Raw genomic sequence first — 14,545 nt, forward strand, 5'->3', positions numbered from 1 at the left:
CGCTGTGCACCGGGGGGGGGGTGGACAGGCCGGGGGGCCCCCGCGGGCCGGGGGGGGGGGGGGCGCCCCCCGGGGGGGGGGCGGGGGGGGGGCGCCCCACCACCGGGTGCGTCACCGCGGCATCAGCAGCTCGTGCAGGAGCTGCCGCAGGTCAACGCCGGACAGGTGAACAACGTGCAGGTGAAGCCCGAAGCGGACGCCTCCTGGTGCTCCTGGACCACGGTGATCTCCCGGACGTCCAGGTCGAAGTCGTCCGTCAGCAGCTCGTCCGTCGTGCTGGGTGCGGTCGGCATGGTCGGTCCCTTCGTTGGGGAGCACCCGACGTGTGGTGCGCCGCCCCCTCGGGGCGCTCCGCGGCGAGGGGGCGACACCCCACGGCGCGCGGGTCCCGGACCTCGATCCCCCCTGGTCCGGGACCCGCAACCGGTCCCCCCGAACGACTTCCCGGTGGCGATGGGAAGCCGGTCCGATCCGGTGCCGTGGTGCCGCCCACTGTGCCGACGCGGTGCCAAGCAGCCGCAAAATCCGCGTTTGATGCCTAGGTCGGGGCCGTGCGGCGGGCGCTGCTCGCGGTCCTTCGGGAGGAGGGAGCGGCCCGGTCCCGAGCCCCATGTGGTGACCACCGGGACCGGGGCGGTGGCAGGTCGGACCACCGGCCCGGACGCCGACGAGGTTCGGACCCGCGAGCTCGACCGGCCTTCTCCGGCCGGATTCCCGATGACAACGGGATCGGCTGTCACCGGACGACGTGGTAGAGGCATGTCCCACGTGCGGAGGCCGCAGTTCTCGTTCTGCCGCCGCGTACTTGAGGTCGGGTGTCCTGTCGGGGGTCGGGGAGCGGTGGAGGCGCCACCATCGCGGTCGAGACAGCGCACGGGGAAGCGCTCATGAGCTACTTCCTCCTCGTCGGCACCGTTGGCACGGCGGGCGACGGCACCGCACACTGGTGGGCCGCGCTGCGCGAACCGGCCACTCCTGCCACGCTCGCCGGGGCGTGCGCACCGGCTTCGGTCGGAGTCGTGCTGTCCCACCGCGGAGCACGAGCCAGGGCAGCACGACAACGCGACACCTGAACACCCGCGACCAGCCGGTGGCCCGCCCGCGCAGCCTCGACCGGGTGGTGGAATCCCGGTGCGGAGGGGGATGGCCCGCTCGCCCCACGCGCCACCGCGCCCGGGCGGCGTGGGCATCGGGCGGCCCGTCGGCGATCGTCGTGATCAGCCGGCCGGGCCGCCCTCCGCCGGTGCCGCGCTCTCCGTCGGCGTTCGCGCGTGGAGGCAGGACGCGGGTTACCGTCAGGGCTTGAGGACGACCTTCTCGCAGTTGTCCCGCTTGTTCTTGAAGATGTCGAAGCCGTGCTCCGCCTCGTCGAGGGGCAGGGTGTGGGTGATGATCCGGGTCGGGTCGATCTCCCCGCGTTCGATGCGCTCCAGCAGCGGCTTCATGTAGCGCTGCACGTGGCACTGCCCGGTGCGCAGGGTCAGCGACCGGTTCATCCACGCGCCGGCGGGGAACTTGTCCAGCAGGCCGCCGTAGACGCCGATCACCGAGACCACACCGCCGCTGCGGCACGACAGGATCGCCTGGCGCAACGCGTGCGGGCGTTCGGTCTCCGACCGCACGGCCTGCTTGATCCGGTCGTAGGCGGCGATGTGCGCGCTGCCGTGGGTGGCCTCCAGGCCGACCGCGTCGATGCACTTGTCCGGACCGCGCCCACCGGTCAGTTCCAGCAGCCGGGAGCGGACGTCGACCTCGTCGAAGTTCACCGGCGTGTGGCCCGCCCGTTCGGCCAGCTCCAGCCGGTAGGGCTCCTTGTCGATGGCGATGACCTGGGCGGCGCCCAGGAGCCGGGCGCTGTCCATGGCGAACTGGCCCACCGGGCCCGCGCCCCAGACGGCCACCACGTCGCTGGGCTTGATGTCGCACATCTCGGCGCCCATGTAACCGGTGGGCAGGATGTCGGAGAGGAACAGCACCTGCTCGTCGGTCAGGTCGGACTCGATCTTCAGCGGGTTCACGTCGGCGAACGGCACGCGCGCGTACTCCGCCTGACCACCCGCGAAACCCCCGGTCAGGTGGGAGTAGCCGAAGATGCCGGCGACGGGGTGGCCGAACATCTTCTCCGCGATCCCGGCGTTGGGGTTGGAGTTCTCGCAGCAGGAGTACAGCTCGGCCGCGCAGGCGGCGCACGCGCCGCAGGCGATCGGGAACGGCACCACGACCCGGTCCCCGACGCGCAGCCGGTCCGGGGAGACGCCCGGGCCGACCTCGACCACCTCGCCCATGAACTCGTGCCCCATGACGTCCCCGTCCTGCATGGTCGGCACGTAGCCGTCGACCAGGTGCAGGTCCGAGCCGCAGATCGCGGTGGAGGTGATCCGGATGATCGCGTCGCGGCTGTTGAGGATCTTCGGGTCCGGCACGTCGCGGACCTCGACCTTGTTGCGGCCGGCCCAGGTGGTCGCCCTCATGCCCCCGCTCCCTTCGCGAGCTCGGAATCCGACAGCGGTTGCGCCGGCCGTTGCGGGAACTCCTTGCGCGCCCGCTTGCCCCACGGGGCGCCTTCGGAGCGGACCACCTCGCCGGTCTCCACGACCTGCTTGAACCGGCGCAGGTCGTCGTCGAGCTGCTGGTGCGGTTCCTCGCCGAAGTACTTGGCGACCGCCTTGCCGACCGCGCCGCCCGGGATGTCGTACACCAGGACGACGAACACCTCGGTGCTCACGCCGTCCGGGGCGGGCGTGAAGCGGACCGTGCCGGCGTTCGGCACGGCGGCTTCCCCCACCGAGCGCCACACGATCTTCTCGCCGGGCGTCTCGTCGGTGATCTCCGCGTCCCACTCGACCTCCTTGCCGAACGGGGCGCTGGCCGACCAGTGGCTCGTCCGGTCACCGGTGGTGCGGACCTCTTCGAGGTGTGCCATGAAGGTCGGGAGGTTCTCCAGGTCGCGCCAGAACGCGTACACCTCCGACGGGGGTTTGCGGATGGTTGTCGTCGCTGTCAGTTCCACGGATCCTCCTGTGCGTGCGCCCCGCGCCGGCCCGGGGCCGGTGCGAGTCGCTCGAGTGGCCTGCACGGCGGTCAGCAGGTCCAGTGCCGTGATCCCGGCGACGGCGCCGGTGACCCCGACCAGCCGGCGTCGGCGGTTCCCGCCGCGGTGGGCGAGCGCCACCCCCAGCGCGGTCAGGTCCATCGCGTCGCCCACGACCCTCGTCCACGCCCAGGCGCCCTTCCGCCGGCTCGTCAGGAGCCCGGCCGCGTGGACCAGCTCCCGCGCTCCGACGGCCGGCACCACCGCCCGCGACCGGGCGGAGTCGTCCACACCGCTGAGCCGGCGCACCGCGCCCGGCGCCGCCAGCTGCACCACGCCGAGCGCGAAGCTCAGCCAACCCAGCCGCCGGCCCCGCCTCTGCACCGCTTCCCACCCTCCGGTCGGTCTCGCCGGTCGGGACATGGCCAACCTCCGCATCCGATCGCGCCGGTCAACGCCCGGGTGGAGCACGACCCGGGACGCGACCGATGTGGACTGGGCTACCCCTCGGCGATTCCCTTAACCAACGGAACGGCGACTGCGCGCAGGTGGCACCCACCCACCGATCGATCGAGTACGTCGATGTGGGCGTCCTGCTGCGGCGGTAGGGGCGGTGCCGGCATCCGTGACGATCCGCCAAGGGGGCATCGGTGCGCCCCGATCAGCGGATTGCAGGAACGTTGCAAGCGATTCACGCGATCGGGTGTCGACCCTGATACCCGGGGCGCTCGGACCGGAACGGCTCGTGCCGCCGATCCCGGCGCCGATCTGTTGGCGGCTGCGCCGCCACGCGGTCACGCCACCAGCGTCCTGTCCCGGTCACAGCGGTTCCTTGAGGAGAACGGACGAGTCCTCGCCATGATCAACCTCCTCACCACGCCGTCAGAACAACGCCGCACGCGGAAGACGACGCTCGCGTGTCCCTCTCGGTCCACACCGAGGACGGCACGACGACGGGACTCGAAACCACTCCTCTGCTCTGCCTCGGCACCGGAACCGCGACCACCGGTGTCGCCACCACCCTCGTGGTCTGCGGGAAGTTCGACCGCCCGTGACCGCCACCGGAGACCGGCCCGGGGCGGTCGAGCCGGGGTAGCCGGCCCGGGGTGGTCGAGCCGGGGTAGCGCCACGTGCACCGCGCGTCCACCAGCACGGCACGCGTCGACCGCGCGCCCGGAGCCGCACCGCCGTCACCCGCGCTGTGGGTCAGCCGCCGACCACCTTCGAGTCCGACCAGTTGGCGCCGTTGACGTCCTCGTGGCAGCCGGAGCTGTTCTGGTGCTTGATCATCAGCTTGCCGTCACCGGTGATGGCGAAGGCGAACACCCACCCGTTGGCGTCGCTGGTCACCGCGATGTCGCCCGCGGTGTACCCGCCCGTGTCGTACCAGGTCCCGTACCCGAGGTCGGGACCGATCCGGATGTTCATGCTGATCCCGCCGCCGCGGTTGCGCTTGGCCACGACGACGCAGGGTTGGGGGATGCCGGCCACGCCGTCCCGCGGCCCCGGCGCGTTGCCGACCGCGACGGGGCCGACGCCGCCGTGGCCGTCGATGATCTGGGGCGTGACCGCCCAGACCCCCGGCCCCGCGGTGTCGACTCCCGTCTGCCACTTGTGCGACACCATGCTCGCCGTGCTCGCCGTGCGCACCGGTCGCCAAGCGGTGGAACACGTCGAGCCGGCCGTCGTTGCTCGTCGCCACCGTCGGCGGACCGGCGGGCTCGGGTTGGTTGACGGGCGCCGCCGGGTCCACCAGGAGTTCGCTGCCGAAGTGGTTCGGCTTGTCGGCCTCGGTCTGGTACCAGTACCGGATCTTGCCGTACCCGTTCTCGACGAGGTAGGCGAACAGCTTGATGCGCCCGGAGTCGTTGGTCGTCACGGCCAGGCCGTCCTGCACGTCGGGACCACCGCCCAGGTCCTTCCACCCGGGGTCGAAGCCCGCGTTGACGCTCGTCTGGTAGGTGGTGCCGACCCGCCGCCGCCGTTCTTGACGAAGACCTGGATCCGACCGTCCTCATTGGTCGTCGCGACCGGCTGCCCGATCTCGACGGACAGGTCCGTGCCCGCGTTCGGGTTGCCGAGCGTGCTCGGCCTGTTCGAGGTTCACCTGGGCCGACTGGATGTTGTAGTTGCGGTAACGACGACCTGCACGCGCGACGAGTAGCCGCGGGTGCGCAGCGCTTCCAGGGCGAAGCGCGCGGTCATGACGTGGTCGCTGTGGTCGTAGGCCCAGTTCGGGTCCTCGGGCGCCCTGCGGTCGGGCTGGGCGTCCTGGACCCGCACCACCGTCGGCTGGAACAGCCGGAACAGGGAGTCCGGCAACGAGAGCACGGTGTCCTTGTCGTAGTGGTGGACCCGGTTCACCGCGCCGCCCGCCGCGAGGACGGTGTGCTTCGTGTGGCCGTTGTAGAGCATGGCGTAGAGGGAAGCCTGGTTCTGCTCGGGGTCGGCGTAGTCCTGCAGGTTGACGAAGACCAGGTTCACGGTCTTGCTGTTCGCTCGGAGGGTGTCGACCTCGACCCGGATGTCCTCGCCGAAGGCGGCATCCACGGCACCCGGGACCTGGCGCGCCTGCCTGTCCCACTCCGCGTCCGGGTCCACGCCCACCATGCGCGCCCACGCGTGGCGCGCGCCCTCCTGGCGGCAGTGGACGTAGTCCTCGCGATCGAGCTGTTCGTCGTGGCAGTCTTCGGGCGTCGTGGGCGGTTCCCCGTCAGGGGCTTCGTCCTGGTGGTCGGCCTCACCCGCGGTCCGGGTTCATGAACAGGATGTCGTCGTCCTGGTTGGCGACGACCTGCAGGAAACCGCCCGCGGGGGGCGGCGCGGCGACGGCGCTCCCGCCGTCCGACGCCACCGCGGTGGCGAGCGCGACGGACGCCACCAGCGCCGTGGCGTACCTCGGCTTGCCGATCTTCTTGGTGGGTGTCACGTCCGGTCGTGCGGCGCTGTGAACCGTTCGCCCACCGCGTCCCGCCGGCGGGACGGCCTGCGACGACCATCCACAATGGACCTCTTGGCCGCGGGCACTTCGGGGGGCGGCGCGGTTCGTCGGCCTCCCGTCGACGGGGGCGCGCATCCGGCCGGCCGAACGCTGCGCACGCGGTGGGCCCTCGCCGCGCGCAACGGCACGCCCCGGCCGGCCCCGGCTTTCCCGCATCTTTGCGGCCACGAGCATCGGATTGGGAACATGTCGCCCACCGAGTTTTCCGCTCACTTCCCGAAAGGTCGTCCACGACGGGCGCGGCGGGTGTTCGCCGGGTCGTTCACGACGAAACCACCGGGCCTTGCGCGCCAGTTGGAAAGCCGCTTAGCATGGCGGTGGGGGTTGGTGCCGGGAGAAATGGGGACGATACCGGCCGAGGGGGGAATTGCGGTCGCCCGCGTCGCGGGTGGCGGTTTTCGTCGGCCGTTGGCCTGTGCCCCTGCCTGCACCTCTGTGGTCTTCGGCGTGCGATCGGAGTCGTCAAGTGGTCTTCTCGGGGTACCGGATCAATTCCACCACTATCCCACCCGGCCGCCGCCGCGGTCGATTCCGAATAGGGCGAATTTCGTCGTCGTCCGCCCGCGGTCCGATTTCCCCCGGTTTACCTTCCGCCCTCCGCCGGACGATGGGTGGCCCGGCTCGCCGGGCGGGCGAAAAAGATTCTCGCCTCAGGCCGTGCGCCCTTGATCCTGGTAGAGGGGGTACCGCGTGCCGGGCGATCCCTGGCCGCTCCCGGTGAGGGGCGCGCAGCGGACCGGCGGCACCGTCCTGGACATGGTCCGCCGCGTCCTGCCGCTGGGGCTGCCGCTGGCCGTCGGGTTCGTGGCGCAGCTCGCGATGTCCTTCACCGACGCCGCCCTGGTGGCCCGGCTGGGAACGGCCGAGCTCGCCGGCGTGACGCTCGCCCTGAGCGTCTTCGGCGTGGTCATGCTCTTCGGCCTGGGGGTGGTGACCGCCGTGTCGCCGCGGGTCGCCGCGGCCTTCCGGGCGGGCGACGTCGAGGCGGTGCGCCGCTGGTACGCGCAGGGCACGTGGCTCGCCCTGGCCATCGGCCTGCTCGGGATCGCGGTGCTGCTCAACACCGAGGATCTGCTGGTGCTGGTCGGCCAGGACCCCGCGCTCGCGGCCATCGCCCAGGACTACAACGAGGGCGCGGCCGCCGGGCTGCCGTTCTTCCTGCTCTACGTCAACACCCGGTGCCTGCTGACCGGGGTCGGCCGCCCGGGGCCCGCGACGGTGGTGATGCTCGTGGCGGTGCCGCTCAACCTCGCCGTCGGCTACGCCGCCGTCTTCGGCGCGGGGCTCGGCGTGGTGGGTGCGGGGCTGTCGAGCACCGCCGTGCGCGTCGTCGTGGCCGTGCTGACCGGCGTCGCGGTGCTGCGGGTGACCGGGCTGCGCGAACTCGGGCTGCGCGCGAGGCCGTCGGCGCCGGACCGGGCGATGCTGGGCGCACTGGTCCGGGTGGGCGGGTGGATCGGCGTGCGCATCCTGTTCGGCGAGGGCTTCCTGCCCGTGCTGGCGTTCTTCGTCGCCCGCTTCGGCGCGTCCGCCACCGCCGCCCACGCCGTCGGCCTGCGGGTGGAGACCCTGGTCGCGGTCTTCGCGCTGGGCTTCTCCGGCGCGGCGTCCGCCGTGGCCGCGTGGGCCCGCCAGGACGGCGACTGGCGGGCGCTGCGGGACCTGCGCTCGGCCCTGGTGCTGATCAGCGGCACCTGCACGGCCGTGTTGGCCGCCGTGCTCCTGCTCGGCTCCGGGCTGATCACCGGCGTCGTGTTCGACCTGCGCGACCCGGTGGCCGTCGACCTGTTCACGGAGCTGCTGCCGCTCGTCGTCGCCTACCTGTTCGTGGACACGCTGGTGACCACGTCCATGGGCTACCTGGTGGGGCTGGCCGACACCCGCCTGCCCACGATCGTCGTCACGGCCGGGTACTGGGTCGTCGGCCTGGGCACCGGCCTGCTGCTGGCCGGGTTCACGCGGGCGGGCTTCCTCGGCCTGTGGATCGGCGTCATCACGGGCGGCTGCGCGGTCGTCGCCTTCAGCCTGGCCCGGTCCGGCCACCACGTCAGGGCCCTCCGGGCCGCGAACGAGGGGGAGAAGCCATGAGCGGTACCGCACAGGGGACCCGGGCCATCCGGGACGTCGAGGGCGAGGCGACGACCGGGGACGCCATCGCGCCCTACATCCGGCGCAACGACCGCGCCGTGCGCGAGACGTGGGAAGCCCAGGTGCGCCTGCGGGCGAAGTGGGACCAGCAGAAGCACCGGGTGCGCGCCCGCCTGCGACTCGACCCGGAGGAGCTCGACGCCTGGCAGCTGGACCGGGTGCGGGTGCTCGTCGACACCGCGTACACGACCATCCCGTTCTACCGCGAGCTGTACTCCTCGGTCGGCTTCGAGCCGGGCGACATCGTCACCTGGGACGACTTCCGCCGGCTGCCCCTGGTGGACAAGCGCGCCCTGGTCGAGGCCGACGTCGGCGAGCAGGTCCTGCGCACCGCGGGCGGCCGGACCGTGCACTCGGCGCGCACCTCCGGCTCCAGCGGGCTCAACCTCACCATCTACCAGGACAACGCGAGCGTGGACTACCGCGCCGTGCTCTACGTCCGGCACTGCGAGCTGGTCCTGGGCGCCCCGCTGCGGCCCGAGGACTGGCGCTACAGCGTGTACTTCGCCGCCGAGCGGTTCTCCTCGATGGCCGGCGAGTACCCGTTCCTGACCGTCTCCCAGGACTGCCCGACCGACGTGCTGCTGGACCACCTGGCGCGCGTCCGGCCGCGGCTGCTGCTCGCGTTCCCCGGCTACCTGCAGCGGTTGGCCGCGCACGGCGTCGAGCTGACCCGGTTCGGCATCGACGCGGTCGGCACCAACTCCGAGCGCAGCAGCGTCGAGGAGCGGGTGAGGTACTCGGAGGTGTTCGGCGTCCCGGTGCTGGACGAGTACTCCTCCGAGGAGTTCTCGATGCTCGCGCACGAGTGTCGCGAGCGTCGCTACCACCTGACCGAGGACAGCGCCTACGTCGAGGTCGCCGACGCGGACGAGTCGGGCTTCGGGCACCTCGTCGCCACGTCGCTGGGCAACTCGTTCATGCCGTTCATCCGCTACGACCAGGGTGACGTGGTGCGGCTGGCGGACACCGGGCAGCGGTGCCCCTGCGGCACCCGGTTCCGGTCGCTGGCGGCGTTCCGGGGCCGGGAGGACGAGTCGCTGCGCGACGGGCCGACCCGGCGGGTGCCCGCTGACGCCGTGCTCGGGCTGTGCGACCGGACCCTGGTCGTCCTGGAGTCCAACGTCCGCCAGTACCAGATCGCGCAGGTCTCGCCGGACCGCGTCGAACTGCGCTACCAACCGCTGGAGCGCGGTCGGGACGACCGGTCCAACCCGCTCGTGGCCGGGTTCGCGGCGGAGCTGCCCTCGCTGTTCCACCACGTCCGCCTCCGGGTGGACGTGGTGGAGGTCGACGACTTCGCGACGTTCGCCTCCGGCAAGCGGCGGTTGATCGTCACCGAGGGCGACTGGGCGGCGCGCCCGGAAGGGCGGGGGTGAGGGGTGCCTGCGGACTGGACGGCGCTGCGGGACCGGCTGCACGCGCTGGGCGCGCGGCAGGAGCGGTACGAGCGCGACGTGATCAACCTGATCGCCAGCGACAACGCCGTGCCCGGCTGGCGGGAGCGCACCCGCCCGTACTCGGGGGACATGATTCAGGAGGGCATCGCGGGCGCTCGGCCGTTCGCCGGGGCCGCGGTCCACAACGAGCTGGAGCTGCTGGCCGCGGAGGTCGCGCGGGCCGTCTTCGGCGTCGACCACGCGGTGCTCCAGCCGCACTCGTGCAGCCAGGCGAACCAGGCGGTCTACCACTGCCTGCTCTCCCCGGGCGACCGCGTGCTGGCGCTGCACTTCCGCTCCGGCGGGCACCTCACGCACGGGATGCGGAAGAACTTCTCCGGCAGCCTGTACGACTTCCGGTTCTACGGGGTGGGTGCGGACGGGGTCATCGACTACGCGGCGGCCCGCGAGGTGGCGCGCGAGTTCCGGCCGCGGCTGGTGGTGTGCGGTTCCTCGTCCTACCCGTGGACCTACGACGTCCCCGAGCTGCGGTCGATCTGCGACGAGGTCGGCGCGGAGCTGCTGCTGGACCTGTCGCACGAGGCGGGCCTGATCGCCGGTGGAGCGTTCGACTGCGACCTGGGCCTGGCCGACGCGGTGACGATGTCGCTGGACAAGACGCTGCGCGGCCCGCACGGGGCGGCGATCCTGTGCCGCGCGGACCTCGCCGACCGGATGGACGCCGCCGTGCACCCCGGCACGCAGTCCAGCTTCCCGGTCCGCCGGCTGACCGACGCGGCGGCGGCGCTGCTGGAGACGCGGACCGAGCGGTTCGCCGAGTACGCGCGCCGCAGCGTCGACCTGGCGCGGGCGCTGGCGGGCGCGTTCACCGCGCACGCGCCGGGTGCCGCGGTCGGCGGCGGCACGGACAAGCACTACTTCCTGCTCGACACCCGGCGGGCGTTCGGCCTCGACGGTCGGACCGCGGAGGAGCGGCTGGAGCGGGCCGGGCTGCTCACCAACCGCCAGTCGCTGCCCTCGGACCGCAGCAACCGGATCGACGCGGCGGGAGGTGTGCGGATCGGCACGGCGTGGCTGTCGTCGTGCGGTTACACCACCGCCGACGTGGCGGACCTGGTCGCCCTGGTGGTCGGGGCCCTGACCGCCGACCCCGCGGTCGACGGGGACGTCGCGCGGGACTTCGCCGCCGTGGCGCGCCCGCTCGACGTCCGCGCCGCCACCGCGCTCGACTGGACACCGAGGAGCTGACCCGTGGGCACTGCGGCGGAGCACGCCAGGACGTTGACCGACTACGAGCAGCTCGGCTTCGGCACCGGGGCCAACCTCGCCGACGGGCACGCCTACCACGCCCTCAACGCCGGCCAGGCGCTCATCGTCGACCGGATGCGCGAGCTGTGGGCCCGCTCGGACGCGCAGTCCATCCCCGAGTCCGAGGACCTGTACGTGCGCCGCTACGCCGACCTCATCGGGTCGCCGGCGCTGCGCGGGGCGGGGCACCACCTGATCCTGCCCACCGCGTCGAACTCGATCGACCTGGTCGCCGCCTACCTGCGGCTCACCGGTGGGCGGGTGCTGCTCACCCACCCCACGTTCGACAACCTGGCGCTGATCCTGCGCCGCCGGGGCGTGGACGTCCACCCGGTGTCGGAGCGGGAGGTCGTCGAGGCGGCGGCGCTCGACCGCGTGCCGGCGGGCGCCGACGTGCTGTTCCTGGTCGACCCGAACAACCCGACCGGCACCAGGCTGTCCGCGCGGGAGTTCACCGCGATCGCGGCGGCCTGCGCCGAGCACGGCGTCGTCCTCGTCGTCGACGCCAGCTTCCGGTTGTTCTACCCGCAGACCTGGGACGCCTACGGGGTGCTGGAGAGCAGCGGCGCGTCCTACGTCGTGTTCGAGGACACCGGAAAGGTGTTCCCGACGCAGGACATGAAGGCGAGCCTGCTCACGTGCTCGGCGGACCACGCACCGGCGCTGCGCGAGCTCTACAACGAGATCTACCTGTGCGTGTCGAAGTTCTCCCTGATGGTCCTGGGCGAGTTCTTCGACGACGCCCGCGCCACCGGCCTGGACGCGGCGGTGCGGACCCTGGTGGCCCGGCGGCGGGCGCACCTGCGTCGGGTGCTCGGTGAGCGGCTGGTCGAGCCGATGGCCCTGCCGAGCCGGATCGGCGTGGAGTGGCTGTCGACGGCGCGGACCGGCCGGGACGACGAGGAGGTCACCGCGGACCTGCGCCGCCGGGGCGTGGGGGTGCTGCCGGGCCGCGGGTTCTTCTGGGCCCGGCGGCCCGGCGGACCCGGCCGCCACAACGTGCGGGTGAGCCTGATGAAGCCGGAGGACGAGTTCGAGCGCGGCGTGGACGTCCTCGCCGAGTACTTCGCGGAGGTGGTGCGCTGATGAAGGTCCTCGTGTCCGGCGACCGGGTGCCCGAGCGGCTCGCCCGCTACTGCCGCGAGCACGGTCACGAGCTCGACCACCTGGCGGGCGCGGTCACCGAGGAGGAGTTGCGCGCGCGGGTCGCCGACGTCGAGCACTACCTGCTCGCCGGTGACGAGCACCTGACCGCGCCGGTCCTGCGGGCGGCGCGGGTGCTGCGCTGCGTGTCGTTCGCGGGCGTGGGCGCCGGGTCGTTCGTCGACCTCGACGCGGCGCGGCGCGGGTCCGTGACCGTGCTGAACACCCCCGGGGTCAACGCCGCCGCCGTCGCGGAGTTCGCGGTCGGGCTGGCGCTGGGCGTGGCGCGGCGGCTGTTCCCGGACCTGCTCGGCACGGGGGAGCGGGTGCGGACGTCGGCGGAGCTGACCGGCTCGACCGTCGGCGTGCTGGGCCTGGGTGCCTCGGGCACCGCGCTGGCGCGTGTCCTGCGGCTCGGGTTCGGCTGCCGCGTCCTCTACAGCTCGCGCACGCGCAAGCCCGACGTGGAGCGCGAGCTGGGCGTGGTCCCCGTCGACCCGGCCGGGTTGTTCGCCGAGTGCACCACGGTGTTCGTCTGCTGCGCGTTGACCGAGGAGACCACCGGCCTGGTCGACGACGAGCTGCTGCGCCCCGGACCGTCGCCGCGCTTCCTGGTCAGCACCGCCGACCCGCGTGTGCTCGACCCGGCGGCCCTGCGCCGGGCGCTCGACGGCGGCGCGCTGACGGCCGTGGCGATGGACGGCTACTTCCGGGAACCGCTGCCCGCGCCCGACGCCGACGAGCACGACCTGCTGCGCCGTCCGGTGTTCGTCACCAGCCACATCGCCGCCTCGTCCGCCGGGACGTGGCAGCGCATGGAGGACCGGGCCGTGGACAACCTGATCGACGCGATCGAACGGGAACGGGGGTGAGCGCCCTCGCCGCCCGGCTGCGGTCGGTCGTGCCGCCGGGAGCGCTGCTCGCACCCGGGGCGCCGGGGTACGAGCAGGCCCGGCTGGTCTACAACCGCATGCACGACACCCGCCCGGCCGCCATCGTGCGCTCGCTCGACCCCCGCGTGCTGCGCCGGGCCGTGGCCGTCGCGACCGAGCTCGGCGCGGCGGTCGCCGTGCGCGGCGGAGGCCACCACATCGGCGGGTTCTCCACCGTCGACGGCGGTCTGGTGCTCGACTTCTCGGTGTTCCGCCGCGTCTCCTACGACCCCGGCACCCGCACGGCCCGCGTCGAGCCGGGCGCGCGGCTGGGCGACCTCGACGCCGAACTGGCGGCCCGCGGCCGGTGCGTGCCGACCGGCACGGTCAGCGACACGGGCGTCGTCGGGCTCACCCTGGGCGGCGGCATCGGCTGGCTGGTCGGCGCCCACGGCCTGACGTGCGACCACCTCACCGGCGCGAGGGTGATGACCGCGGGCGGCGCCGTCCTCGACGTGACGGCGGACTCGCACCCCGACCTGTTCACCGCGCTGCGCGGTGGCGGGGCGGGCGCGTTCGGCGTGGTCCTGGAGCTGAGCTTCCGGACCGTGCCGCTGCCCGACGTCGTCGCCGGTTCGGTCCTCGTGCCGTTGGGCGCGGCGGCCGAGACCTTGACCCGCCTCGCCGGTCTGATGCGCGCGGACCCGCCCACCGCCACCACCCTGGCACCCGTGCTCGGCGTCCACGGCCTGTCGGTCGACCTGTGCTGCCACGACGACCACGACCGCGAGCTGTCCCGCCTCCGCGCCCTGCTCGGCGGTGACTGGTCCGACGTCGTCGCGCGGCCCTACCCGAGCTGGCAGTCGCACTTCGACGGGCTGTTCCGCCCCAGCCGGGGCTACTGGAAGTCCGTCCACTTCGAACACCTCGACCTGCCGCCGCACGTGCTGGTGGAAGCGGTGGCCACCGCCCCGTCCCCGCACCGCTCGGTGCTGGTCGAGTACTACAACGCGCGCACCCTCCGAGCGCACGCGCCCGGTTCGGCGTACCCGCTGCGGGGGTCGCGCATGGGCGTGCTGCTGTCGGCGCGGTGGCAGGACGGTGCGGACGACGAGGCCCACGTCGCCTGGGCGCGGACGTGGGCGCGGCGGCTGAGGTCGGCCGGCGGGACCAAGGCGTACTCCAACTACTCCGAGGCCGAGGACGGGGGCATGCGCCCGAGCTACGACGACGACGCGCTCGCCCTGTTCCGCCGCCTGGAGGCGGAGTACGACCCCGACCGCCTGTTCGCCCGCGGGCACCGGGCGGCCCTCACCTCCACGAGCCGGGACGACCCGATCACGCGGTGAGGTCCGCTCCGCCGGAGGGAGGCCGTCGCGACCCCGGTCGGGGAATCGACCGCGAGCCACACCTGTGCCGGACGTGTCGCGTCGTGGCCCGCCGGGCAGCCGAGCCCCTGAACACCACCCTCCACCGGCATTGGCCGGACGTTTTCGGGACGATTCGACCACGGTCGGTAGGCTGAACGGTCGAGTTGCTGAGGCGTCCGTCACCGGGGTTGTCCTGGGGGTGTTTCCGGACCGGCTGCGTGAATCCGAACGGGGTGTGTAGATGTTGCTGTTTCCAGGGGGTGAACGTCAGG

At 73.0% G+C, this 14,545-nt stretch carries 13 protein-coding genes; 7 read left to right on the forward strand and 6 right to left on the reverse strand.

Annotation, left to right across the window (positions count from 1 at the left end; all coding sequences use genetic code 11):
• Positions 1–122: 122 nt before the first annotated feature.
• From ACIGNX_RS29915 to ACIGNX_RS29930, 4 genes are all read right to left on the reverse strand, one after another.
• Complete coding sequence (locus ACIGNX_RS29915; protein ID WP_396544166.1) at positions 123–293, reverse strand: hypothetical protein; 171 nt, start codon at positions 291–293, stop codon at positions 123–125.
• Between the two features lie 1,002 nt (positions 294–1,295).
• Positions 1,296–2,471, reverse strand: a complete 1,176-nt coding sequence (locus tag ACIGNX_RS29920) for a zinc-dependent alcohol dehydrogenase (protein ID WP_396544167.1) — start codon at positions 2,469–2,471, stop codon at positions 1,296–1,298.
• A complete protein-coding gene (locus ACIGNX_RS29925; protein ID WP_396544168.1) occupies positions 2,468–3,415 on the reverse strand; it encodes an SRPBCC family protein in 948 nt (315 codons plus the stop codon). The genes ACIGNX_RS29920 and ACIGNX_RS29925 overlap by 4 nt, the downstream gene beginning before the upstream one ends.
• 822 nt (positions 3,416–4,237) lie before the next feature.
• Positions 4,238–4,657: a hypothetical protein gene (locus tag ACIGNX_RS29930; protein ID WP_396544169.1), complete on the reverse strand. Its 420-nt coding sequence runs from the start codon at positions 4,655–4,657 to the stop codon at positions 4,238–4,240.
• A gap of 7 nt (positions 4,658–4,664) precedes the next feature.
• Here ACIGNX_RS29930 and ACIGNX_RS29935 point away from each other — a divergent pair, with 7 nt between their 5' ends.
• Positions 4,665–5,195 (forward strand): hypothetical protein, encoded by a 531-nt coding sequence (locus ACIGNX_RS29935; protein WP_396544170.1) that lies wholly within the window; start codon positions 4,665–4,667, stop codon positions 5,193–5,195.
• Here ACIGNX_RS29935 and ACIGNX_RS29940 read toward each other — a convergent pair.
• Positions 5,135–5,632, reverse strand: a complete 498-nt coding sequence (locus tag ACIGNX_RS29940) for a hypothetical protein (RefSeq protein WP_396544171.1) — start codon at positions 5,630–5,632, stop codon at positions 5,135–5,137. The genes ACIGNX_RS29935 and ACIGNX_RS29940 overlap by 61 nt on opposite strands.
• A gap of 139 nt (positions 5,633–5,771) precedes the next feature.
• Positions 5,772–5,960 carry a hypothetical protein gene (locus ACIGNX_RS29945; protein WP_396544172.1) on the reverse strand — a complete coding sequence of 63 codons (189 nt, stop codon included), beginning with the start codon at positions 5,958–5,960 and terminating at the stop codon, positions 5,772–5,774.
• A gap of 828 nt (positions 5,961–6,788) precedes the next feature.
• Between ACIGNX_RS29945 and ACIGNX_RS29950 the strand changes: the two genes are divergently transcribed.
• Genes ACIGNX_RS29950 through ACIGNX_RS29975 form a run of 6 tightly spaced genes read left to right on the forward strand, consistent with a single transcriptional unit; the run spans position 6,789 to position 14,252 of the window.
• Complete coding sequence (locus tag ACIGNX_RS29950) at positions 6,789–8,120, forward strand: MATE family efflux transporter (RefSeq protein WP_396544173.1); 1,332 nt, start codon at positions 6,789–6,791, stop codon at positions 8,118–8,120.
• Positions 8,117–9,559: a phenylacetate--CoA ligase family protein gene (locus tag ACIGNX_RS29955; RefSeq protein WP_396544174.1), complete on the forward strand. Its 1,443-nt coding sequence runs from the start codon at positions 8,117–8,119 to the stop codon at positions 9,557–9,559. The genes ACIGNX_RS29950 and ACIGNX_RS29955 overlap by 4 nt, the downstream gene beginning before the upstream one ends.
• A gap of 3 nt (positions 9,560–9,562) precedes the next feature.
• Complete coding sequence (gene glyA / locus ACIGNX_RS29960) at positions 9,563–10,828, forward strand: serine hydroxymethyltransferase (RefSeq protein ID WP_396544175.1); 1,266 nt, start codon at positions 9,563–9,565, stop codon at positions 10,826–10,828.
• Between the two features lie 3 nt (positions 10,829–10,831).
• Positions 10,832–11,974, forward strand: coding sequence for a pyridoxal phosphate-dependent aminotransferase (locus ACIGNX_RS29965; RefSeq protein WP_396544176.1), 1,143 nt, complete (start codon positions 10,832–10,834; stop codon positions 11,972–11,974).
• Positions 11,974–12,903 carry a D-isomer specific 2-hydroxyacid dehydrogenase family protein gene (locus ACIGNX_RS29970; RefSeq protein ID WP_396544177.1) on the forward strand — a complete coding sequence of 310 codons (930 nt, stop codon included), beginning with the start codon at positions 11,974–11,976 and terminating at the stop codon, positions 12,901–12,903. Before ACIGNX_RS29965 ends, ACIGNX_RS29970 begins: the two co-directional genes overlap by 1 nt.
• Complete coding sequence (locus ACIGNX_RS29975) at positions 12,900–14,252, forward strand: FAD-binding oxidoreductase (protein WP_396544178.1); 1,353 nt, start codon at positions 12,900–12,902, stop codon at positions 14,250–14,252. The genes ACIGNX_RS29970 and ACIGNX_RS29975 overlap by 4 nt, the downstream gene beginning before the upstream one ends.
• Positions 14,253–14,545: the final 293 nt, after the last annotated feature.

The organism is Actinosynnema sp. NPDC053489, from assembly GCF_044544865.1.
Classification (GTDB): domain Bacteria; phylum Actinomycetota; class Actinomycetes; order Mycobacteriales; family Pseudonocardiaceae; genus Actinosynnema.

Excerpts from the sequence above, each read along its gene's own strand:
- ACIGNX_RS29915 (WP_396544166.1), bottom strand. The coding sequence starts at position 293 with ATGCCGACCGCACCCAGCACGACGGACGAGCTGCTGACGGACGACTTC.
- ACIGNX_RS29920 (WP_396544167.1), bottom strand. The coding sequence starts at position 2,471 with ATGAGGGCGACCACCTGGGCCGGCCGCAACAAGGTCGAGGTCCGCGAC.
- ACIGNX_RS29930 (WP_396544169.1), bottom strand. The coding sequence starts at position 4,657 with ATGGTGTCGCACAAGTGGCAGACGGGAGTCGACACCGCGGGGCCGGGG.
- ACIGNX_RS29950 (WP_396544173.1), top strand. The coding sequence starts at position 6,789 with ATGGTCCGCCGCGTCCTGCCGCTGGGGCTGCCGCTGGCCGTCGGGTTC.
- ACIGNX_RS29955 (WP_396544174.1), top strand. The coding sequence starts at position 8,117 with ATGAGCGGTACCGCACAGGGGACCCGGGCCATCCGGGACGTCGAGGGC.
- ACIGNX_RS29970 (WP_396544177.1), top strand. The coding sequence starts at position 11,974 with ATGAAGGTCCTCGTGTCCGGCGACCGGGTGCCCGAGCGGCTCGCCCGC.